Here is a 22,107-nt window from a genome sequence, read left to right as displayed (position 1 = left end):
TCCACTCCTCTGTTCCCCTGACTCGGATGGTGCCCGGTCTAAGTCCGACCGGGCACCATCCCATCAGGCTGGTTCGCTGGTGTGGGGGTGGCGGAAGTCGTCGCCCTCATGCTCTTCGTTGTAGTGCTCGTTCGGGCCGATGACCTTCTGTCCGAAACGGGCGTAGAGCGTTGGAAGGACGAACAGGGTCAGCAGCGTTGCCGAAATCAGCCCGCCGATCACGACCGTCGCCAGCGGCTTCTGCACTTCGGCACCTGCACCTGCTCCCAATGCCATCGGCACGAAGCCGAGGCTGGCGACCAGCGCCGTCATGGCAACCGGACGCAAACGCTGCATGGCGCCGGTCCGGGCGGCCTCAGCCCGTTCCATACCCGTCCGGATCAGGTCCTGGATCGAACTGACCATGACGAGGCCATTGAGGACTGCGATCCCAGACAGGGCAATGAAGCCGACTGCTGCCGAGATCGAGAAGTCCATGCCTCGTACGAAGAGGAGCAGGACGCCGCCCACCAATGCAAAGGGGACGCCGGTGAAGACGATCGCGGCATCGCGAACGCTTCCAAGCGCTCCGTAGAGCAGCAGCAGGATAAGAATGAAGCAGGCCGGGATCACGAGCTTCAGGCGCTCGCTGGCCGACTTCATGTTCTCGAACTGGCCGCCCCATTCGACATAGCTGCCTGCAGGAAGCCGAACCTTCTGGCCGATGGCTGCCTGGGCATCGGCAACCACACTGCCGACGTCACGCCCGCGCACGTTCGCCTGCACCACGACGCGGCGTTTGCCGTTCTCGCGGCTGATCTGGTTGGGACCATCCACGACCTTGATTTCCGCAACACTGGCGAGCGGCACATAGGAGCCGCTGGGGACCGGCACCTGCAACTGCTGAAGCAGGTTGATGTCGGCACGCTGGGCATCGGAAAGACGGATCACAACCGGGAAGCGGCGATCGCCTTCGAAGATCATGCCGGAGGTCCGGCCGCCGAGCGTGGCGGTTACGGTATCCTGCACGTCCTGCGCGGTGACGCCAAGGCGGGCCATGGCATCGCGGTTCACCACGATGTCGAGCATCGGCAGACCGGTGGTTTGCTCGACCTTCACGTCAGCGGCGCCTTCAGTCTTGCGCAGGATGCTGGCGATCTGCTCGGCGGTGCGGTTCATGGTATTGAAGTCGTCACCGAAGACCTTGACGGCGATATCGCCGCGAACGCCTGCGATCAGTTCGTTGAAGCGCATCTGGATCGGCTGCGTGATCTCGTAGGCATTGCCGGGGAACTTCGCGAGTTGACCTTCGATGCGCGAGACGAGCTCGGCCTTGTCTAGCTTCGGGTTCGGCCATTCCTCACGAGGCTTGAGGATCACGAACATGTCGGTGGCGTTCGGTGGCATAGGGTCGGACGCGAGTTCCGCCGTACCGGTCTTGGAGAACACGAATTTCACCTCCGGCTGCTTCGACATCATCCGCTCGATCGGCACCTGCATGGCCTGGCTCTGCTGAACCGACGTCGCCGGGATACGCAGGGCCTGGATCAGCATGTCGCCTTCATCCAACTGGGGCAGGAAGACCTGTCCGAGCGAAGTGAAGGCAGCGGCCGCAAGCACGAGGCTGCCCAGAGCTGCACCGATGGTCAGGGTGGGGCGCTTCATTGCCCGGTCAAGACCGGGTTCGTAGCGCTTCTTCAACCAGGTCACGATCCGGCCGTCTTCTTCCTCGACCCGGTTGGACAGCCAGATGGCGATCATCGCGGGAACGAAGGTGAGCGACATGACGAACGCGAAAGCCAGTGCCATGATGACGGTGAGCGCCATCGGGACGAAGGTCTTGCCCTCCACGCCCGTGAGGGTGAGCAGCGGCACGTAGACGAGGATGATGATCGCCTGACCGTAGACCGAAGGACGGATCATCTCGCGTGCAGCCGAAGCGACGGTGGCGAGACGCTCCTTCACGCTGAGCAGGCGACCATGATGGTGCTGGTCCTCGGCGATGCGGCGAAGAGCGTTCTCGACGATGATGACCGCGCCATCGACGATGAGGCCGAAGTCGAGCGCACCAAGGCTCATGAGGTTAGCCGACACGCCAGCCTTGAGCATCCCGAAACCGGTCAGCATCATCGTCACCGGAATGACGAGCGCGGCGATGAGGGCAGCGCGGAAGTTTCCGAGCAGCAGGAACAGCACGACGATGACGAGGACCGCACCTTCACCGAGGTTCTTGGCGACGGTCTTGATGGTCGAGTTCACCAGTGCGGTGCGGTTGAGCACCGGCTGAACGACGACGTCAGGCGGCAGCGAGGCATTGATCGACTGCAGCTTGTCGGCGACTGCGGTCGCGACCGTGCGGCTATTCTCGCCGATCCGCATGATGGCGGTGCCGACGACGACCTCGGTGCCGTTCTCTGAGGCCGAACCCATGCGGATGGCCTGTCCCGAACGGACCGATGCGACCTGGTCAAGTGTGATGGGCACACCATTGCGGGTGGCGACGACCGTGCGGCCAAGTTCCGAAGCATTGCGGATAAGCGCGTCCGAACGGACCGCAAGGCCTTCGCCATTGCGATCGACGAAACCTCCACCGACGCTGGTATTGTTTCGTTCGAGCGCATTGCCAAGGTCGGTGAGCGAAAGGTTGAGCGAGGCGAGGCGCTGAACGTCGGGAACAACCAGGAACTGCTTGGCATAGCCGCCAATGGAATCGACCCCCGCAAGGCCCTTCGTGCTCTTGAGCAGCGGGGTGACGATCCAGTCCTGCGCAGTGCGCAGATAGGTGGCCTTTTCGGCTTCCGTGGTCAGACGCTCTCCCTCAGGAGTGATGTAGCTACCGTCGGGCTGCTGGCCGGGTTCCCCGGGCCGGTGCTTGTCATCCTTGCGGTGTTCAAGCTTGACGGTCCACATGTAGACTTCGCCAAGACCGGTCGCGATAGGTCCCATTTCGGGGTTCACACCGGCCGGCAGGTTCTCCGCGACCCCCTGAAGTCGTTCGCCGACCTGCTGGCGGGCGAAGTAGATATCGGTGGAGTCCGAGAAGACTGCGGTCACCTGCGCAAAGCCATTGCGGCTGAGCGAGCGGGTGAAGTCGAGACCGGGGATACCGGCCAGCGCCGTCTCGATCGGGAACGAGACCTGTTTCTCAACCAGCTCGGGCGAAAGGGCAGGCGCGCGGACGTTGATCTGGACCTGGTTGTTGGTGATGTCCGGCACTGCGTCGATCGGCAGGCGGGACAGCGATGCCGCACCGATGACGGCGGCGATGGCAGTGAGAAGCAGGACGAGCCAGCGCTTCTCGACCGCCCATGTGACTACGCGGGCGATCATGGCTCAGTCCTCCACCGCTTCGCTCTTGCCGAGTTCGGCCTTGAGCGTGAAGCTGTTGACGGTGGCGATCACCTCGGAGCCCTTCAGGCCCGATTTCACGATGACCATGTCCCCGGCGCTGTCGCCCAAGGTCACCGGGACCGCCTGGAATCCGGTTTTCGTGCGCACAAAGATTACCGTCTTGCCTTCATCTGTCTGGACGGCGGTGGTGGGCACCTTGATGGCATTGCCGCCGCCGCTGTCCGACAGCGCGATCGATGCCGTGACGGGCTCACCAACCCGCCACTGGCCCGCGCGGTTGTCGATCGTCGCGATTACCGGCACAAGGCGGGTATTGGCATCGAGGGCAGGGGAGACGAAGGTCACGCGCGCGGTGGCTTCGCGGCCTGCCGCCTTGATCGTCACGGTATTGCCGGGGCGCACGCGTCCCGCATCCTGCGGCTGTAGATTAAGCGAGAGCGACACGCTGGAGAGGTTCGCCACGCGGAACAGTTCAGCGTCTGCCGCAACCGTCTGGCCCAGCACGACGCTGCGCGCGATGATCTGGCCCGCAATCGGGGACGTGATCGCAATCCGGTTGAGCGCGCCGCCGCCAGCACCTGCGGCAGACACCTGCTGCTGCGCCAGGCGCAGGGCAATGCGAGCCTCCGTTGCAGCGGTACGTGCGGCGATCAGGTCCTGCTCGGGCGAGACTTTCTGGGCGAACAGGCGCTGTTCACGGCCAAGGTTGGAGTTCGCAAGCGACAGGCGCGCCCGAGCTGCCTCGATCTCGGCGTTGAGCGACGCGGCCTCGCGGCTCTCGATCACGGCAATGGCCTGGCCTTGTCCGACTGACTGGCCCAGGTTGCGGGTCAGCGAAACGACGCGGCCCCCGATCGCGGCCGAAACCACCTGCGTACCCTGTGGATCGCCGTCGATCGTAGCGGGAATTTCCACGGTTCCCGAACCGCCGATCGTGGGTCGGCCCAACTGGATCCCGGCCGAGCTGATCTGCTCGGCGCTCATCAGGACTTTGCCTTCCACTGGCTTGGATTGTGCAGCCTCGGCATTTTCCGCGGCCGGCGCTTCAGCGGCCTTGTCACCACCGCCGCAAGCGGCGAGGGCAAAGGCAACCGAGAGAGGCAGCGCGGCATAAGTGAGCGTGTTCAGTTTCATGGTAATCAGTTCCCCCCTTGAGGCGCGACGGCAGGCGCGGTCAGGCGCTCCAGCTGCGCACGGGCATTCTGGTATGATGCGAGAGCGTCGATGGCGGCGACGCGCGTGTCGGCGAGCGTGCGTTCGGCATCGAGAAGGTCGAGCTGGCTGAACTTGCCCTCCCGATAGCCGATACGAGCGATGCGGGCGGCTTCCTGCGCAGCCTGCAAGGCTGGTCCCGACGTCGCTCGCGCCGTGGTCGCCGCATTGTCGGCATCGGCCTGGGCATTGGTGATTGCCTGCTCGATATCGAGCGCGGTCACCCGGCGATTGGCTTCCGCCTGCGTGCGCTGGGCACCTGCTTGCGCCAAAGCGGCGCGACCGTTGTTAAAGACCTGCAGCGGGATCGAAACCGTAAAGACAGCGGCGAAGTCCTTCGTGGCTTCCAGACGACGTACCGATGGTCCGACATCAATGTTCGGCACCCGGTTTGCCTTGGCGAGGCGAACGCCTGCATCGGCGATGGCAAGGTCTGCATCGGCAGCAGCTAGTGCCAGCGTTCCTTGCGGGCTGACCGGTTCGGACGGCCCGTAGGACGCAGAAACGGCAGGCAGTCGATCAAGCAGGCCGATGTCCAGGGGGCCGTCGAAGGCGCGGCCAATACGCCTTTCAAGATTGGTGCGGGCAGCTCGGGCAAGGCGATCCTGCCGCTCGACATTGGCTTCAGCATTGACTCGCGCCACATTGGCACGTTGCTGCTCCAAGGGAGAAGCGCGCCCGGCCTGCACCCGGACACCGGCGGCGCGCAGGGCATCGCCGGCGATGCGAGCTTGGTCCCTGGCTGTTATAAGGCGCCGTTCGGCCGAGACGGCCTCAACGTAAAGCTGCGTTACCTGAAGGCGGACATCGGCAGCGATGATTGCAGCCTGAAGTTCTGCGCGGGAGAGTTCGGCGCTTGCTACGGCAACGCGAGCACTGCGCTTGCCGCCAAGTTCCAGGGTCTGCATGAAACCGACCGTGGTTTCGCTGCTTCGGACACCGGAATAAGGCCCGGTGCCAATTATGTTTTCGATCTGACCTTGGGCGACCGGGTTTGGCCGAAGGCCTGCAACGGTACGACCTGCCTTGGCAGCATCGATGCCTGCACGGCCCGCATCCATCGCGGGAGCAGAGCCGCCTGCGGCAGCGACGGCATCGTCGAGCGACAGGACATTACTTGCGGAAACTGCGCTAGGCGTCTCCTGCGCTTGCGCCATCGTGACGCAAGACGCGGCAGCCAGAAGGGCTGCGAGCGTACGATACATTGCTGATTTTCCTGAATCGAGTCATGTCGGCCCGCAGCGCCAGTCGCAGCGCGCGGGTGTTGAGAGCTCAATCAGGCGATAGGAGGGCGCAGCAGTGGCCCGGTCGTCCAGCGAGGCAGAACTACCGCTTCTGGCGCAGGCTTTGAAAGTCCACGCATGACCGGAAAGACTCCAGCGAATAGTGCGTCGCGAAACACAGCTGCCGAGCCGTGACATACGCTGTGATGTCCGGCCATTCCCTTGTCGGGATCACCGCGACTCTGGTCTGCGTCGCCGTCGGCATGTACTATGCCGCTGCATTCGATAACCGGAGCGACCGAAGATTCCTGGGCGTGCACCGTCGCGGTCGCCATCATTGAGGCGACAAGCAGGTACAGCAGGAGGAAGCTGCGGCGAAACATCAAAGGGCCCGATATCTTATACGGACGACAATGTCATCAGAGAAATTGGGCTTCGCAGGATTTTTGCGAATGATACGATATAACGCGATAAGTATATCTTGAATTAATTCGCGAAGCCAAGAATTCGATCAAAGTTGCCTATTACACAACAATTTTACTTCTTAGATGTGAAACGATGCATATTCACACCGCTGAATTTAAAAATATCAATATTGATTTGGACCAATACATTGGATGCTGATTTCGACGATTCTGGTGTGGTGGCTTCGAGCAGCACGGGGAGCACACCCTCCGGATCAGGCGCTGATGCAGGCTAAGGCAAACGGAGCGGCTCCGGTGAGTGCCGGGCTCTCCTTTTGTTTGGCGTTGTTGCACTTCACAGTGGGAGTATTGGCTAACGCTAGATGACGCTTCCCGAACTGGTCCCTCACGTTGGCTTCGACAATTCGTCCCAGATCGTGTGACAGAGCCAGACTTTGCAGCAGCCTTGGCAATACTTGACAGAGGCTGCATTAATAAATTGTAGCGCCAGATGTCTTGAGCATTCGGAGCATTCGGAGCATTAATTGGGGAGCCGCAGAGTACAAAGCGCACAGGTGACATGACTAGCGGGTATGAAATCAAAATCTTAGCCATAACCCCCTGAACAAACCCGCCTGTGGTTGAAGGCACCGCCGCTGCGGACAACCGGAGTTCGACCTGCCGACAAAAAAATTGGGATGACACGGAACAGTGGCGCGCCTATTTAAGGAGTGCAATGATGCGTCGAAGTCTTCTCGTCCTGTATGTTCTTGTAGGCGCGTGGTTTGCCACATCGACGGTGCATGCTCAGGAGATTTCCGCAGCACCACTGATCGAATGCACTGGTGTTGTGCATTCCGGCGGAGATGCCGAAAAGGCCCCTGGGGATATGGACAAGGGCATCGCTCACCACCACGGCATGTGTCATTCAGTCGCTGCTGTGGTGCGTGACAGCCAGTCGAACATACTCACGCGGGTTCTTCTTGGATCCGTGAAGCTTGGAAGGAACGCTGTCGTCCTTCCGCGCTGGACCACAGGGCCGTTGCTTCGACCTCCCATCGCCTGAACGAGCCGTAGTCGCCCGCCGGTCGCCAGACCGTGCGGGTTAACGCATCTCGAATTCAGGAATTACCATGTACGTTACACTCGCGGCCGTGCGCGCAACCGTGTTCCACGACTTTTTCTCGGATGTGAAAGCGCATCCCACAGCAGCGCAGCTGCCTGCGGCGGGGCCCTCGCGCCTTCGAGAGAGCGTAGACAGCCGGTGAGACAGGAATCGACATTCTACGTCGCAGCCTCGCCGTTGCGCGTATGGAGCATGCTGGCCAACCTCGACGAGTATCGCCTGTGGCGACCTGGCACCAGGATTACGGTACGCAACCCAGGAGCAGGCAGCAGCTTTCGCTACGCTCGTCGGACATTTTGGAAGAAGTGGCTCGTCGTCGATGCGACGATAACCGATTGGGACAAGGGGTCAGCGGTCGGATGGCGGTGTGGCACCGATCGCCTCATCGGTTTCACCGAAACCTATCGGATCGAAGATGAGGGATCTGGTTCCCGTGTACGCCACAGCATAGAGGCCATCGGGTTTTTCGGTCGCTTGGCCAGTAGGCTCGTCGCGAACGATATCCTGACGGCGATCGAGTTGGAAGACGCCGCGTTCGTCAATTTTGTGAAGCGGGTGATGCGTGAGCCTGCCGCGCCGAACCGTCACCGGCGGCGTGCTGCCAAGTACCAGTCAACTAATGATCGCGAGACCGATCGGCGCAATTGAGTGTCTCGATAATCATCAGAAAATTCAGGAGACCAATCATGTCTACCGAAAAAGATAGGGCTGGGTTTGTTTGCCCCGCCTGCACCGTCAGCCTTGTAATGACCGAACGTCTAGGGATCGAAATTGACTATTGCCCGCAGTGCCGCGGTGTGTGGCTCGATCGCGGTGAGCTCGACAAGATGATCGAGCGCAGCATCAGCGAGTACACCGAAAGACCGGTGCCGCGCGAACGGCTCGGCATGTTCGATGGCGGACACGGTGCAAAGCACGGCAACAGGCACGGAGCCGAGCCCATGCGGGGGCATCACGGTGGCCGCCGCAAGGGTTTCCTGAACCGGCTGTTCGACTGACAGTTCAATCAGCCGCGGCGCCTGGATGTCCCGAAGAGCGCTAGAACGGTTCACGCCATGGAGCGGCCAGCCCTCCGCTCCATGGCGAAAGTTTCAAGGGAAAATGGCAAAGGGCATAGCCGACACCGCCCGGAAACGCCTGTCTATGGGCGAATGCTTGTAGTGTTCGCTGTAAGCCGCCCGTTTGGCTTGGCGGTTTCCAATGACTCGGGCGTCTGGGGCATGCAAGTCCAGTCGCCCCGATCCACAGTCCTGCCTGACATTCCCGATAACCAAGCGGAACCATCGATGTCATTCCTCGATCGATACCTGCCATCCCTCTCGATCTGGGGCCGCGAGGCCATTTTCGCCCTGATCGCGGGCGGGCTCGGCATTTCGATAGCCCTCATCATCCATTCGGCCTTATTCCATTTGCTGGGCAGACTATCGAGGGCGAGCATTACCCAACTTGATGACATCGTCGTCAGTCGACTGCAGCGGCCAACGCGATGGGCGTTCATCGCGATGGGAATCGTACTTGCGTCACGCAAGGTGCCGTCCCTCGACTCAGTCTGGGATGGCATGGCCGGGTTAATTGTACCCCTTCTTACCGGATGGGTTGCGATTGCTATCTTGAGAGCGTTCGTCGAGGCCATGATCCTGCTTGCCGACATCGACGTCGAAGATAATCGAGATGCCCGGCGCCGCCGGACACGGCTATCGATATTCAGCAGGATCGGAACCTTCAGCATCGTTTTCCTGACGATGGCGGGAATGCTGTCATCCATCCCTGGCGTTCGTCAGGTCGGCGTGACGCTCATGGCTTCAGCCGGATTGGCTGCGCTCGCAGTCGGAGCTGCCGCCCAGCCTGCACTCAAGGCGCTGATTGCAGGTTTCCAGATGGCGATCACCGAGCCGATCAGCATCGACGACGTCGTAATTCTTGACGGTGAATGGGGACGTATCGAGGACATCCGCACGACGTATGTCGTGGTGCGCCTGTGGGACGAGCGCAGGCTGGTGGTTCCATCCAACCGGTTCCTCGAGAGCACTTTCCAGAACTGGACGAAGACGTCCTCGCAATTGCTTGGAACGGTGATGCTTTATCTCGATCATGCTACCGACGTCGCGCCCATCCGTGCCGAATTCTCCCGCAAGCTCGCGACACACGACCTTTGGGATCGCCGTGCCCATGCTCTGCAAGTCACCGACTGCCGCGAGACGACGCTGGAGCTCCGGTTGCTCATGAGCGCGAAGGATGGCCCTTCATTGTTCGATCTACGCTGCGCCATTCGCGAAGAGATGCTTGAGTGGATTCGAAGCGAGATGCCCGAAGCGCTTGCGAGAAGACGCAACATGCAAGTCGACCCGATCGAGATCGTGCAATCTGCGGCCGGTGCGCGAGCAATGATGAGCGCATCGTAGATGTGATGGATGAGTTCGTTCGTGCGCTTCACGGTGTTGATGACGCCGCATGCTGTGCAACTTGTGGATCGTTACACCAGAGGCAGGAAGATGGACGCCCTGTTCATAGGGCAGCGGACCACTCCGCAATTGCAATTATGACTCATTCCTGATTGTCGCTCTGACAACTGAATGACTGGTTACTGGCCTAGGCGGAACGAAGGTACATGACTGGAATGGGCGCGTAGTAGACACCTGCCCTGCTGTCCGTTCACATGTTCATCACCAAGTCGGGGGCCTTGCGGGACATCGCCAGTCAGTGTCTTTTGCTCTCAGCAGTGAGTCAGGATGCCGCTGCTACCTTTGGTGGCCTTAGGTTTCCGGCAGCTTTGGGCCGTCTACGGTATAGGTCGGCCGCCCATGTCTCGATCCATCCAGTGGTCACTTCATCGTGAGCCAGGTCGCCGCTTTCGATAAGCGCGCGGATCTCGGCCTGCGCTTGCTGGATGGCGGCTTCCCAGGGATCGGACGGCGTCTGTGGAGGCGTAGGTTCAGGAGTGATGGCCATCGCCCGATGGGGTTCGCGCAGACGATCAAGCTGGGCGATGGTCCAGCGCTCCATGTGGTCGGCCGCGAGGGCATCGGTTTTCGATACCTGCCGGCGCCGGGCATCGCGCCGTGCTGCGGTGCCCCATGCCTGGGAATCGAGCGAGGCCACGCGATGGGCATAGGGTTGAAGGTAGGGGATGGCCGCTCCCTTCACGCCGAACAGGTGGAGGCGCGGGCCCGGATCGGGGAGTATCCTGTCGAGGTGGGCGACAACCGCGATCAGACCGTCAGGCCCATGAATGTCTCGGCGGCACATCGAACCAACACCGACAACGGTGCCCGGATTCATCGACCATGCCAGTGCTTCAGCGCAGCGTTCGTAGTCTTCAGGATAGCGGCCTTGGAGAACCGGCATGAAGCGGTCGATAATCCCTAGGTCATAGGCGCGTGAACGACATTCGCGGTTCGTCGCCACGGTACGGGCGATGCGGTCGAGGACTTCGGCGCGATCGGCGGCGATTTCGGCCTCGCAGCAATAGTCGGCAGCCGCAAAGCGGCGGAAGGGATAGGATGCGGCCAGCGCCATGTAGTCGGCGATCGACCATGGATAGCCGCCGTATCTGGCCATAAGGACATAGCCCGCGCTGTCCAGATCGAGGCTCTTGAGGCCATAGGCGTTGCCGAGCTGGCCAGTGCGCCAGCCATGCCATTCGCGCCAGCCCCCTGAAGCGGTCCGCCAGCGAGAGAGGCAGTTCGCGGAAATCAGCATGGGTTGCTGCATCAGCCGCGCGCGTTGCAGGATTGGCCCTTCGTTGAGGTGGGGCAGGCCCACGATCACCTCGATCGTCATGTCAGGATCTCGGCGTCGAGTTCGTCGAAGCTGATGACGCTGGTGCGCTCTTCATAACGGGCAGCATCGACGAGGGCCTTGAACACCGGGTCGGCGTATGTGGGGCGGGCCATATGATCGACGCTGGCGAGGCGGTAGCCAAGCACGCCAACCTTGCCAGTGGGCACCCAATCGGCCCAATTGCCATAGGCGGTGGTGACAACGACCTTGCCGATGCGCGCCTCGAAGGCTTCGCGCTCGCGCCGGACGTGGCTCTGCCGGGGTTCGACGGGCTCGCTGGCATAGGCTTCCCAGCGTTCGGGCCGCCAGCTCTTGACGGTGCCGGTGGCGAGCGAGAGTTCGATGTCGAAGAGCGGATCTCCGGCAGCGGCAAATTCGGTTTGGAACGCGACGATCACGAGCGACCAGTCAACGTCATGCTCGTACTCTGGCCCGTCGAGGCGCAGGGCCTCGGGCATGGCGGCCTGGCGCGCTTCGGACAGGACAAAGCCGCCATGCGACGGGGTCATGACGCGCCAGATGCCGGGCAGGCGCTGGGTGGCCGTTACGGGCTTGCCCCAGCGGGTCATTTCGGGTGCGGGGGAGGAAGCGAATGCGGGCATGGATGTTCTCCTCGATCGTTCGCTTCCTCCTTCCCGCTCCCCTCATTCGGCTTCGGAGAGCCAGGCCGCCATCGTATCGACGACAACGGGACGTCGCTCGCAGTGCCGCCGTGCGCCCTCGGCGCTGTTGATGGCGCTGTGAAGACGGCCAGCGGCCTTGGAAGCGCCTGCCTCGCGCAGCAGTCCGCGCGCACGGCGCATGAGTTTCAGGGCGTCGTCGATCTGTTGCCTGGATCGCGGTGTGGCGGGTTTCAGGCGGGGCATCTCAAGTCCTCCTGTTTCTTGAGGACAATGCGCGCGGCGACTTCGCTGGCCGAAAGTTCGGTCCGCTCGATCACGCGCCAGGGTTGCATGGCATCGCCGGGAGCGACCATGACGGCGATTCTGGCCTGCGTCATGCGCTGCGCGACACGGATGGCATTTTCGCGCCTGCAGAGGCGCGCCCGCAGCGGCGAGAGTCTGGATGCCCCGCTCATGGCGGGGGCATCGCTGCAGAGGGCCGCGGCGCGAAGATTGTTCGGTGAACCTTCGTTGCCGGGACGATCGACCATTCGGCGTCCCTGAAATTGCTGATGCGGTAGTGCCCGGGCCTGCCGACGGGGCGGAAGGTTATGGTCGCGCCGCGCTTGATGACGGTAAACTCGTCACCCGCGAAGCCATCGGTGAAGGTGATCGCCTGCGGAAATTTGACGCGCATGCCATCGACGATCTTTCGGGAACGCTTCTGCAGGCGGGCGACGCAGCGCCGGCGCCAGTCGAGGGAATACTCGTTGGTGGTGGGCGTGAGCAGGCGAAGGATGTTCTCCGGAGCCTCGGCCTCGCAAGGCCCCATCATTTCGCTCATGTCCTTGAAACCGAAGTGCATGGCCTCCTTGTCCCTCGGGTTCCACTTTACGAGGCAGACCATGGCGATGACTTCGGTCGGCACGCCGTTTTCGGAGTATTGCACCGCTGCGTACCAGACCCGGTTGCCGGGGCAGGACGATGCAAGGACGCCGGCGCCGCGCGCGATTCCTTTGTCGTCCGGCGCATTGGTGAAGGTGAATTGGGCGTCGAGGTAGGACTTGGGTGTAGCGTGTCCGCCCATGTGGTGTCTGTTCATGAAGAGCCAGCCCATGGTGATGTCTCCTGATGTGTGGGGTCATGCCGCTGCCTTCAGGGCATCGCCGGCAGGCGCAGACGCCTCGGCAAGGCTGAAGGCGCGCAGATAGTTGAAGGCTTGTTCGGCTTTGGCCGAAGCGGTGAAGATGGCGCTGTGGTCGGCGCGAAGTACCCTGACCCAATGCGCAAGGTAGCTGGCATGGCTGTCGTGGAGTTCCGTTGGCAAGCCGAGTTCGGCGCAAATATAACTTGCTGTTAATTCAGCACAAAGTTCTTCTACGCAGTAAGCATCGTCGCCGAAACGCTTGCCGAACGTCCGGTTGAGACGGTCCTTGTTCCCGCTCCAATGCGCACTTTCATGTCCGCGGGTCGAGGCGTAAGCGTCCCCCGACTTGAAACTGCCGGGACGGGGTAGCTGGATGTAGTCTCCGATCGGGCTGTAATAGGCTTCGTCACCTCCATGACGTACCCGCGCAGGGATTGCCGCGAAGAAGCTATCGATCGCGTCCTGGCGCTGCGAAAGCAGGCTCGGTGTCGGCGGCACGTCGCGGGCATAGTAGTAATCCGGCAGGCCCTCGATCTCGTCTGCGTTGTAGACGATGTAGTGGCGCAGGAAGCGGATAAGCTGGCCGGTGGCCTCGCCCATCAATCCCGGCTGTCCGGCCTTGCGGAAGCTGGAGGCATAGATCGACATGGAGGGATCAGCTTTGCGGCGAACACGCGCACCAAGTTCATCGGCCTGGCGGGCAGTCATCCAGTAGCGGCTGCGGTATCCACGCGCATCGGCGATGGTCCAGAGCCAGAGACAGTTGATGCCGTTGTATGGGGTGCCTTCGTGGCGCAGAGGACGACCGCCCTCCCCGGTCAGCGACCAGGAGCGGGTCCATGGCGTAGTTCCGGCTTCAAGGCGGGAGACGATGGCGTTGGTGACTTCGCGCGCGATCTCGCGCGAATTGCGGGGCGTCTTCATGGGGTATGTCCCTTGTCCGGTGTGGCGAGAAAAGCCGCCGGTGAGCCGTAAAGCCCACCGGCGGTTCGTCGGTCAGGTTGGGGACGCGGGTTATTCCGCCGCTTCGGCCCACTGGCTGACGGCATCGTCGTCGCCGTAGACAGCGGGCGAGCCATCATCGATCTGCTGATCGTCGTCGCCTTCAGCGGAGCCCGCATCGTCGATCGAGACGCCCTCGCCGTCATCCCCGTCGTCGGGCCCGGCAAGGGCTGCGTCGATCAGGCTGGCCAGTTCGTCCTCGGCTTCGCCGTCGGAGCCACGTTCGCCGGCTTCTTCGGGCGTGTCGTCGTCGTCCTGATCGGCCGTCACCTCGGCGGGGGTGAAGCGCATCGCTGCGGGCACCCAGGCCAGAGCCCTTTCCTTGACATCGGCTTCGATCACCGCATCGCCGGCGAACAGCTTCTCGCAGGACGTCGAGATTTCGCCCTTCTTCTGGCTCGCATGACGGCTCGAGAGTGCAGGGCCGCCGACTTCATCGAGGAGCGAGAGCAGCGCGCCCTTCGATACGCGGTCGAAGAAGTTTGCCGAGGTCGGGCGCCACCACTTGGCAACATCGACTTCGAGCAGCCCCGCAAGGTGGTTCTGAAGGGCGTTCTGGCGATGACTGTAGGTTTCCTTCGACTTGAAGGACTTGGCTACCGTCCAGGCCAGCCACGCGGTCTTGGCCTCATCGCCGAGCGCACGGAAGGCGTCGAAGCGTTCGATCATGCTCTTGTGTTCGGTCCAGGAGGCGTCGAGGCCCTCGCGCACTTCGGCCAGATAATCGTGCGCGACCGACTGCGGATAGGCGTCGAAGCGAACCGGATCTTCGGGATGCGGAGCATGGATGCTGGTGCCGCAGCTCTCGCGCATGATGTCGACCTTATCGACCATTGCGAACAGCATGAAGTCGAGCGCGAGCGCCGGATTGGCGATCATGGAAGCGCCCAGAACGTCGCGGCGCTGCACGGCGAGCTGGTCGAGAAGAACCTGGCTAAGCGCCTTGCCGCCCGGTGCGGCCTCGTCGGGAGACACATCCTTGGTGCCTCCGGTGACGGTGGCGGTCTCGCCTTCCTCGATGCGGAAGGTCGGCACGCGCGGCGCAGCATCGCCGGCAGTTTCGCCCTCGATACCGTCTTCCCCGGTTTCGGCCGCGTCCTCGTCGTCTTCGTCGGGCTCGACCACGGTGACGCTGAGCGGCGTCTCGCTGTAATAGGTGTGGTCGAGTTCCATGCTGCCGTCCTGCGAGAGCGTCAGAAACAGGCCGACACGCGGGGCGAGTTCGGGAGGAAGGATCTTCTCGCGGCGGTTGACCTCTCGAAGTTCGGCGGTGAGCGCATCGTATTCCTTGTCGAGCGCTTCGTAGGCTTCCGGCTCGGTTTCCTCATCGTCCATCTCGAGGCTGATGATGCTCTGGCGCGCTTCGATCTCGCTGATGCGGATGATCTGCGCCTCGGTGAGCGGAAGGCTCGGCAGGCTGACCCGGCAAAGGTCGCGCGCCACTTCCCAGGTGGAGTTGGAGGCGACGGGACGAATCCACGCGAGGCCACGTTCTTCCCCGATGCGCTTGGCTTGGGCTTCCATCGCCGCGGCCGCAAGCGTGTGGGCAATCTCGGGATTGGTCCAGCGATCGCCGTTGTCGCTGAACAGGTCGCGATCGACGACGCCGCCCGCCGCAACGTAGGCTTCCTCGCCGACAAGGCGTGCGATCGGATCGGTCGACTTCATGGAGTCGTTTGCGATGACGCGGCGAATGGTGTCGGCGCTGGCGTGGTAACTGTTGGCGCCGTAGCTCTTCCACACCATCAGCTGGCGCTCATGGCTCTCGGTGGAGGCATATGCCTTGGCCATGTCGAGCGTTATTTCGCCCGCCTTCAGGGCGTCGAAGATGGGCTCGGCAAGGTTCGCGAGCCGCAGGCGTCCTTCGACGAAACGGCGGGTGATGCCGAAACGCTTGGCGACCGCCTCGATGTCGCCGCCCTGCCCGAGGCAATACTGGAAGGCGCGGCATTCGTCGGCAGGCGACATATTGAGGTGATGGAAGTTTTCAGCGAGCGATGCTTCGGAAAGCTCATCGTTGCCGCCGCTCAGGATCAGCACGGGCACGTCGTATTCGGCCGCGTTGATCTCGCCGCGCTCGGCGAGCAGCATGAGGGCACGAAAGCGCCGGCTACCGGCAATGACGCCATAGGAGCCGCGAGGCTTCTTCACGGAAGTCACGACCAGGTTCTGCAGGATGCCGCGCGCGGAAATGTCGGCGGCGAACTGTTCGATCAGGTCTTCGCCGCGGGTGCGCACGTTGATGTCGGAGAGGACCAGCTTTGCCAGCTTGACGGTCTGGATCATGGGAACAACACCTTCTTCTCATCGTCCGGCCAATTCACGGACACCTCTTCCCTTCCCCCTCCTCTCTCCTGACCGACCCGGCTGTTTTGGCACTGGTGGTCGATCAGGGAGGATAGGTGCGCCAAAGCAGCCGGGGCGATCAGGAGGGCTTGAGGATCTCGGCGATGATGGCCTCGGCCTGCGCGACCGGGATGAAGACGCGGGTGCGGTACTGGATGATCTCAGTGAACGCGCCGAGCGATTTGAGCCATGCAAGCTGCGAGGCCGGAGCGTCGACGATCTCGACACGCGGGTTGCCGTTCACATGCGATCGCTTGAAGGACATCGGGAACGGGCGGGTCACGTTGACGCTGCGCCCTGCGAGGACGGCATTGGTGATCGCTTCGACCGGCATCTCCTCGCTGCTCGCAAGGCCGAGCTTGGTGAAGAGGTCGACGATGCTGTGCTCGAAGACGATACGGCCAAGCCAGCTGTTGCCATTCTTGTCGACAATCCGGTTGACCGCGAGGTGATCGGAGGGCAGCGCCGACCAGATCGGCAGCAGGAGCCCGGTTGCAAGGCGCACCGTCTCCGTCTCCAGCTGCTCGGCGGCTTCTTCGACTTCGGCCTGCCACTTGGCCCGGAAGGTGTCTTCGTCGATTTCCTCCCAGGCGGTCTCGTACAGATCCGCCTCGCGCATAGATTTGCGGCTGCAGGGGCGCTGCAGCTCGATGCGAAGGATCGGCTCGCCTTCATCGTCCATCCATGCGTTCGCCTTGCTGCGCAGCGCGACGCGGCCCGACTTGGCGTTCATGACGAAGGCCGGGTTCTCGCGCCAGCGGACCATATCGAGGATGCGCTCCAGCGAAATCGGGTTCTTGCGCCGTGCGATCTCGATCGTGAGAAGGTGCGTGGTGGCGCCGGTGCCGGGATCGGTCCGCAGGATCGTGTCGCTGATGACGCGGGCGCTGTCGGCCGTGATCGTCTCGACGCCGACATCGAGGGTGCCGGCCTCGCGCGCGGCGGCGACACGGGTTTCAACGAGGGTAAGATATTCCTCGAAGATTTTGTTCTGCAGCGCGATCGGCAGGGCCAGCAGGCGATTTAGCCAGCGCTGGATTGGCGGAAGGTCTTCCTTCAGGACGCCGTCGCCCTCGGTGATCTCCAGCCCGCTGAGGTCAACGAACTCGGTCATGTTCGTGCTCTTGAGCTTGCCATGATAGAGAAGGTGGAACCACGTAACGAGGGCGTCGCGCGCGTACTCGCTTTCGAGGTTGTCGGCGGGATCGAAGAGGCCCTGGCCTCCGGTCTGGCGCTGGCCGCGCGTGAGGGCGCCAAGGCTGTCGAGGCGGCGGGCGATCGTCGAGGTGAAGCGCAGCTCGCCCTTGCAGTCGGTGGTGACTGGACGGAACAGCGGCGTCGATGCCTGATGGGTGCGGTGCGTTCGGCCCAGACCCTGAATGGCCCGGTCAGCGCGCCAGCCCGGCTCGAGCAGGAAATGGGCGCGCCGGTCCTGGTTCACCGCATCAAGGCTGGCATGGTAGGAACGGCCCGTGCCGCCGGCATCGGAGAAGACGAGCACCTTCTTGCGATCATTCATGAAGGCGCTGGCCTCGGCCTGACTGGTGCGCGCGGTCCGCGTCTCGACCGTCTGTCGGCCGTCCGGCCCGGTAATCAGGCGCTTGGAGCGGCCCGTCACTTCGGCGATCCGATCTGGCCCGAAATGCTCGATCAGCGCGTCGAGGCCCGACTTGATCGGCGGGAGTGCGCAAAGATGCTCGATCAGGTTGTCGCGCGCGGCCATCGCTTCGGGATTGTGGACCGGGTTGCCGTCCTCGTCGCGCATGGGCTTGGAATGCAGGGCGCCGGTATCGTCCTTGAAGACCTCCATCTGGTGCGTCGGGAAGGCACGCTTGAGGTAATCAATGATCTGGTCAGTCGGTGACAACTCAATCTGCGGCTCTGCGCGTTCCTCGGCCGTCATCTCGGAGAGGCGCCTGTCGAGGATCGCCTCGGCCGTCGTCACCAGCTGCACGACCACCGAATGCTCCTGCTTCAGGTGCCCCTCGATCGCCGCGATCACGGTGGGGAGTTTCATCGAAAGCAGCACCTGGCCGAAGAAACGCTGGCGGGTTCCTTCCAGACGCGAACGCGCTGCCGCCTTCGCGCCGGAGTTGAGCGTCTTGCCCCCAAGGGCGTCGACCACGTTCGTCGCCTCGAGCGCGGCGGCGAGGTTGGTGTTGATGACCTGCCAGGCCCGGCAATAGGTGTCGTAGATCTCGATCTGGGCTGGCGTCAGCTCGTGGCGCAGCACTTCGTATTCGACGCCGGCGAAACTGAGTGCGCGCGCCGTGTAGAGGCCAAGGGCCTTCAAGTCGCGCGCTACCAGTTCCATCGCCGCGATGCCGCCCTGCCGGATGTTGGAGATGAAGGATTCACGGTCGGGGAAGGACGTTTCCGGCCCCCAGAGGCCGAGGCGCACGGCATAGGCCAGATTATTGACGTCGGAAGCCCCGGTGGCTGAGGCATAGAGCACGCGCGCATCGGGCAAATGGTTCTGAAGGAGGACGCCGCAGATGCCCTGCTGGGAGCCTTCGGTCTTGCCGAGCGCGCCCTCGCCGCCCGCGACACCGCCCATTTCATGGGCCTCGTCGAAGGCGATCACGCCGTCGAAGTCGGGCCCTGCCCAATCGAGGATCTGCTGAAGGCGGGTTGCATCCGAGCGGCCCGATCGCAGCCCCGGATAGGTGACGAAAAGGGTGCCCTCTTCCAACGTGATGGGCTGGCCGACCTTCCAGTTCGAGAGCGGCTGCACGTCGGCCGAAAGGCCGCCAAGGGCGGTGACGTCACGGCGGATGTCCTCGAGCAGCGGCTCGTTCTTCGTGACGAAGATGTGGCGTCGGCGGCCCTGCAGCTTGTTGTCGAGGATGCAGGCAGCGATCTGGCGGCCTTTGCCAGCGCCTGTGCCGTCGCCAAGGAAGAAGCCCTTGCGGTACTTGCGACCTTCAGGATCAATGTCGAGGCCAACGCCTTCCTTGCCAGGCTTGAAGGTGCCGGGAAGCGTCTGGCTCCAGGCATGGCCTGCATAGACGACGGTCTCGAGCTGGGAGGAGGACAGGAGGCGCTCGCTGACGGTGCGTTCGGGCAGATGCGGGATGTGCGTGGGGATCGGCGCCGGGATCGAGCCCATGGCGACCGATTCAACCAGTGCTGTCGGGTGTTCGCCCGCTGCGTCGAAGACGATACGGCTTGGCCGGTAGGGCAGGTAGACACCGACCTGTTCGGCCAGCGGCGCGGGCTCGTCCAGCTTGCGATAGCCGACGGGCAGGACCGCATTGGCCTTAGGCGCGTGATAGGGGCGTGGCGCGGCCACCCTGGTATTGCGCGCGGCGCCGAACAGCGAAGTCGGTTTGGCAGGCGCAGGGCGAACCGGAAGGTTGGAGGTGGGTTCCAGCTTGATGCGGGCGGGGATGTCGATGGCATCGAGGAAGTCGAGGACGGCCGCGCGCTCGATGACCGCAGGCATGAGGTCGCCGGCGATCTTGTCGATGACATAGAGGCGAACGGCAATGTCGGTGCCGTGCTTCCTGTAGCAGTGCTCGAGGCGAAGCGATGCCCGAACGGTGCAGCCGGTTAGGATCGTCTCGTAGGCAGTGCGCAGGCGCGCGCAGGGCGCGAACCAGTCGGGCATAATGGCGACGACGCGGCCGCCCGGGCTGATCCGCTTGATGGCGGCCTGCAGATGGCGCAGTGCAGCCAGGTCATCGGCGCCGCGGCCAATGCTGCGCGAGAACGGCGGGTTCATGAGGACGACGCTCGGGCGCGGGAGATCCGCGTGAAGCGCGACCAGCGCAGCGCCGTCATGGCCGGTGATCGTCGCATCGGGAAAGATGTGAGCAAGGCGTTCGCGGCGGCGCGGGTCGATTTCGTTGAGCTGAAGCGCTCGGCCGCGCGGGGCCTGGGCGATCAGGAGGCCGTTGCCGGCGCTCGGCTCGAGCACGACATCGTCGACGCCGATCGCGGCGAACAGCATGGCCAGCGCGGCAATGTCGGCGGGGGTCGAGAACTGCTGCAGCTCGATCTGTTCTTCGCTGCGCACGGTCTGAGTTGGCAGGCGCTGCATCAGCGCGCTGGAGGTGGCGATGTCCGCGAGGGTGTCGATGCGATGCCCGTCGCTCGCAAGGTGAAGGGCAAGGGCGTGCTCGAGCATCTCGAAGCTGTCGCGCTGCGTCCAGCGCCCGTCGGCATCGCTGCCGCCGAACGCCTGTACCATGGCATCGTTCAATTGGCGGCGGGTAATTGCGCCATCGGTGGCGAGAAGGGCGGCGATCGTGCGCGCTGCCGGCGCATCATTGACGTGCGTGAGATCGAGAAGGTCGCGCATGGGGGTCTCCTTGGGCTCTCTGCCGAACGGCAGATCACCCTTCCCCTCCCCCTCCTCTCTTCTGCGCCTCGAGGGCTTCGAGCACCTGTGCCCAATCCTTGTAGCCCTTCGGGAAATCGACGCGGATCACGCGGTTGTCGCTGGCGTAGCGGTGCGATGCCCGGTTTACGGCCCTGCGTCCCGCCGTGTCGTAATCGCCCGCCAGGATCAGTTCGGTCACGCTGTCAGGGATCGTCACCAGGCCGAACCGGCGCGAGCCGAGCGTGGCCCAGCATGGAAGGTTGTTGATGCGGCTCCATGCCCGCGCCGTCTCGAAGCCTTCGGCAAGGCCGATGGTGGGCCCGATACCGCCGCCGCGCCATGCGCCCATGCCGAGCGAACCGATGGTCGCCTTGGCGGTATAGCGCGCGGTTTCGGGATCGAGGAAGATCCGCTGGAGGGCAACAAGCCGCTGCCCTTCGCGCACCGCGACCAGCAAGGCGGGCTTGAAGACGGTGTTGGGCTTCGCGCCATGGGGGCAACGCGGGTGAAAGCGCACGTCACCGGGAACAGGCAGCAGGAAGCGTGAGCCGAGATAGCGTTCGCCAAGCGTACCCGGCACGGATTGCGCCTGCGACCAGAGCCGCTCGATGTTCGCGGTGCCGGCACGGACATTGTCTGGCGGCGGTTCGTAATGGCGGGTGATCGCGATGCGATCGAGTTCGCGCAGCACGTCGACGGAATCGCATCCTGCAAAGCAGGTCACGAGGATTCCGCGATCCCCTTGGCGAAGGGACAGGCTGGGCTCGTGGTCGTCATGCGCCGGGCAGCGGCACATGGCTCGGGTTCCATGCCAGGTGCCGCGCAGGGTTCCAACGATGTCGATGAGTTTCTGGGATGGGCGACGCGCGACGATGGTCATTGGTCGTTTCCTGGCATCGACTGCGGCGTAATGCGCGTGATCGCGAAGATAGCTTCGCTACCGTCGAAATAGGAGGCGATGGCCTGTTCATCGTCAGGGTGGTCAGGCAGGCCGTTGGTAGTTGCACGGGCTCGCACATAGTCGACAAGCGCGCTCTGGGCAGCCGGTTCGCTGGGGTGGATGTCTACAAAGTCATCAGCTCCCGGCTCGCTGATGAAGAGAACAAAGCGTTCCATGGGGAGTTACCTCCATGTAGCAAATGCCCGCAAAGGCATCCGCTGATGGTTGAAGGACTTTGGCCGATCTGCTCGGTCCACTCCCTCTCTTCCCTCTCCACTCTTTGCGCGGTTTGTGTGTGAAAATACCTGATAGTCCAAGGAAATTATCGATTTACCTGTAACTTTCTTATCGGTGGAATCAGGTGCCCTGATAGAAAATTACAGGTATAGCCAAGGGTCTGATGTCTCAGTTCACGCCTCTCGAAATCGCCAACTGGATGGCAATCTACCTCGCGACCAGCCTGTGCTGCGCGATCGCCATGGTGCTTTCGGTGAGTGTCGCCCTGCATGAACTCTGGAAGGATCGCGTCTGGCGGGATGCGGGCAGCCTGAAGGGAGCGGCGTTGCTGTTGCCTCGGATCTGGTGGCGCTGGCAGAAGCTGTATCTGCTTTCTACGCCGGTCACGCTGGGCATCATCGGCTATTTCGCTGCCAGCCTGTCCTGGCGCTAGA

At 62.9% G+C, this 22,107-nt stretch carries 17 protein-coding genes; 4 read left to right on the top strand and 13 right to left on the bottom strand.

All coding sequences use genetic code 11. The annotated features are described in order from the left end of the window. Positions 1-63 precede the first annotated feature (63 nt). Genes A8V01_RS07870 through A8V01_RS07860 form a run of 3 tightly spaced genes read right to left on the bottom strand, consistent with a single transcriptional unit; the run spans position 64 to position 5,747 of the window. Positions 64-3,309 (bottom strand): efflux RND transporter permease subunit, encoded by a 3,246-nt coding sequence (locus tag A8V01_RS07870; protein WP_103095379.1) that lies wholly within the window; start codon positions 3,307-3,309, stop codon positions 64-66. 3 nt (positions 3,310-3,312) lie between these two features. After that, on the bottom strand, positions 3,313-4,464 hold the full coding sequence (locus A8V01_RS07865) for an efflux RND transporter periplasmic adaptor subunit (protein WP_103095378.1): 1,152 nt from the start codon (positions 4,462-4,464) through the stop codon (positions 3,313-3,315). A gap of 5 nt (positions 4,465-4,469) precedes the next feature. After that, positions 4,470-5,747, bottom strand: a complete 1,278-nt coding sequence (locus A8V01_RS07860; RefSeq protein ID WP_103095377.1) for a TolC family protein — start codon at positions 5,745-5,747, stop codon at positions 4,470-4,472. A 1,686-nt stretch (positions 5,748-7,433) separates the two neighbouring features. Here A8V01_RS07860 and A8V01_RS07850 point away from each other — a divergent pair. From A8V01_RS07850 to A8V01_RS07840, 3 genes are all read left to right on the top strand, one after another. After that, on the top strand, positions 7,434-7,943 hold the full coding sequence (locus A8V01_RS07850; RefSeq protein WP_170065872.1) for an SRPBCC family protein: 510 nt from the start codon (positions 7,434-7,436) through the stop codon (positions 7,941-7,943). Between the two features lie 98 nt (positions 7,944-8,041). Further along, a complete protein-coding gene (locus A8V01_RS07845; protein WP_245892384.1) occupies positions 8,042-8,293 on the top strand; it encodes a TFIIB-type zinc ribbon-containing protein in 252 nt (83 codons plus the stop codon). Positions 8,294-8,581: 288 nt separating this feature from the next. Continuing rightward, on the top strand, positions 8,582-9,697 hold the full coding sequence (locus A8V01_RS07840; protein WP_103095373.1) for a mechanosensitive ion channel family protein: 1,116 nt from the start codon (positions 8,582-8,584) through the stop codon (positions 9,695-9,697). A 322-nt stretch (positions 9,698-10,019) separates the two neighbouring features. On the opposite strand, the gene A8V01_RS07835 is transcribed toward A8V01_RS07840, so the two are convergent. The 10 genes from A8V01_RS07835 to A8V01_RS07790 form a co-directional block, all read right to left on the bottom strand. Continuing rightward, complete coding sequence (locus A8V01_RS07835) at positions 10,020-11,075, bottom strand: deazapurine DNA modification protein DpdA family protein (RefSeq protein WP_103095372.1); 1,056 nt, start codon at positions 11,073-11,075, stop codon at positions 10,020-10,022. Further along, positions 11,072-11,677: a DUF7007 domain-containing protein gene (locus tag A8V01_RS07830; protein ID WP_245892377.1), complete on the bottom strand. Its 606-nt coding sequence runs from the start codon at positions 11,675-11,677 to the stop codon at positions 11,072-11,074. The genes A8V01_RS07835 and A8V01_RS07830 overlap by 4 nt, the downstream gene beginning before the upstream one ends. Before the next feature lie 42 nt (positions 11,678-11,719). Further along, on the bottom strand, positions 11,720-11,941 hold the full coding sequence (locus A8V01_RS07825) for a hypothetical protein (protein WP_062069074.1): 222 nt from the start codon (positions 11,939-11,941) through the stop codon (positions 11,720-11,722). Next, positions 11,929-12,075 (bottom strand): hypothetical protein, encoded by a 147-nt coding sequence (locus A8V01_RS28530; RefSeq protein ID WP_170065871.1) that lies wholly within the window; start codon positions 12,073-12,075, stop codon positions 11,929-11,931. Before A8V01_RS28530 ends, A8V01_RS07825 begins: the two co-directional genes overlap by 13 nt. Positions 12,076-12,149: 74 nt before the next feature. Next, positions 12,150-12,794 (bottom strand): DUF6927 domain-containing protein, encoded by a 645-nt coding sequence (locus tag A8V01_RS07815; RefSeq protein WP_103095369.1) that lies wholly within the window; start codon positions 12,792-12,794, stop codon positions 12,150-12,152. 24 nt (positions 12,795-12,818) lie between these two features. Beyond that, positions 12,819-13,748 carry an ArdC family protein gene (locus tag A8V01_RS07810; protein ID WP_103095368.1) on the bottom strand — a complete coding sequence of 310 codons (930 nt, stop codon included), beginning with the start codon at positions 13,746-13,748 and terminating at the stop codon, positions 12,819-12,821. A 90-nt stretch (positions 13,749-13,838) separates the two neighbouring features. After that, positions 13,839-16,112, bottom strand: coding sequence for a ParB/RepB/Spo0J family partition protein (locus tag A8V01_RS07805; RefSeq protein ID WP_103095367.1), 2,274 nt, complete (start codon positions 16,110-16,112; stop codon positions 13,839-13,841). 139 nt (positions 16,113-16,251) lie between these two features. Next, on the bottom strand, positions 16,252-20,475 hold the full coding sequence (locus A8V01_RS07800; protein ID WP_103095366.1) for a strawberry notch-like NTP hydrolase domain-containing protein: 4,224 nt from the start codon (positions 20,473-20,475) through the stop codon (positions 16,252-16,254). 34 nt (positions 20,476-20,509) lie between these two features. After that, complete coding sequence (locus tag A8V01_RS07795; RefSeq protein WP_103095365.1) at positions 20,510-21,376, bottom strand: DUF7146 domain-containing protein; 867 nt, start codon at positions 21,374-21,376, stop codon at positions 20,510-20,512. After that, positions 21,373-21,612 carry a hypothetical protein gene (locus tag A8V01_RS07790; protein ID WP_103095364.1) on the bottom strand — a complete coding sequence of 80 codons (240 nt, stop codon included), beginning with the start codon at positions 21,610-21,612 and terminating at the stop codon, positions 21,373-21,375. The genes A8V01_RS07795 and A8V01_RS07790 overlap by 4 nt, the downstream gene beginning before the upstream one ends. A gap of 224 nt (positions 21,613-21,836) precedes the next feature. On the opposite strand from A8V01_RS07790, the gene A8V01_RS07785 reads away from it, so the two are divergent. Next, positions 21,837-22,106 (top strand): hypothetical protein, encoded by a 270-nt coding sequence (locus A8V01_RS07785; RefSeq protein WP_103095363.1) that lies wholly within the window; start codon positions 21,837-21,839, stop codon positions 22,104-22,106. The last annotated feature ends 1 nt before the right edge of the window (position 22,107 follow it).

Origin of the sequence: Novosphingobium guangzhouense (genome assembly GCF_002896965.1) — a bacterium.
GTDB classification, from domain to species: domain Bacteria; phylum Pseudomonadota; class Alphaproteobacteria; order Sphingomonadales; family Sphingomonadaceae; genus Novosphingobium; species Novosphingobium guangzhouense.
The sequence above is the reverse complement of the archived record's forward strand: the minus strand, read 5'-3'. Positions and strand labels throughout refer to the sequence as shown.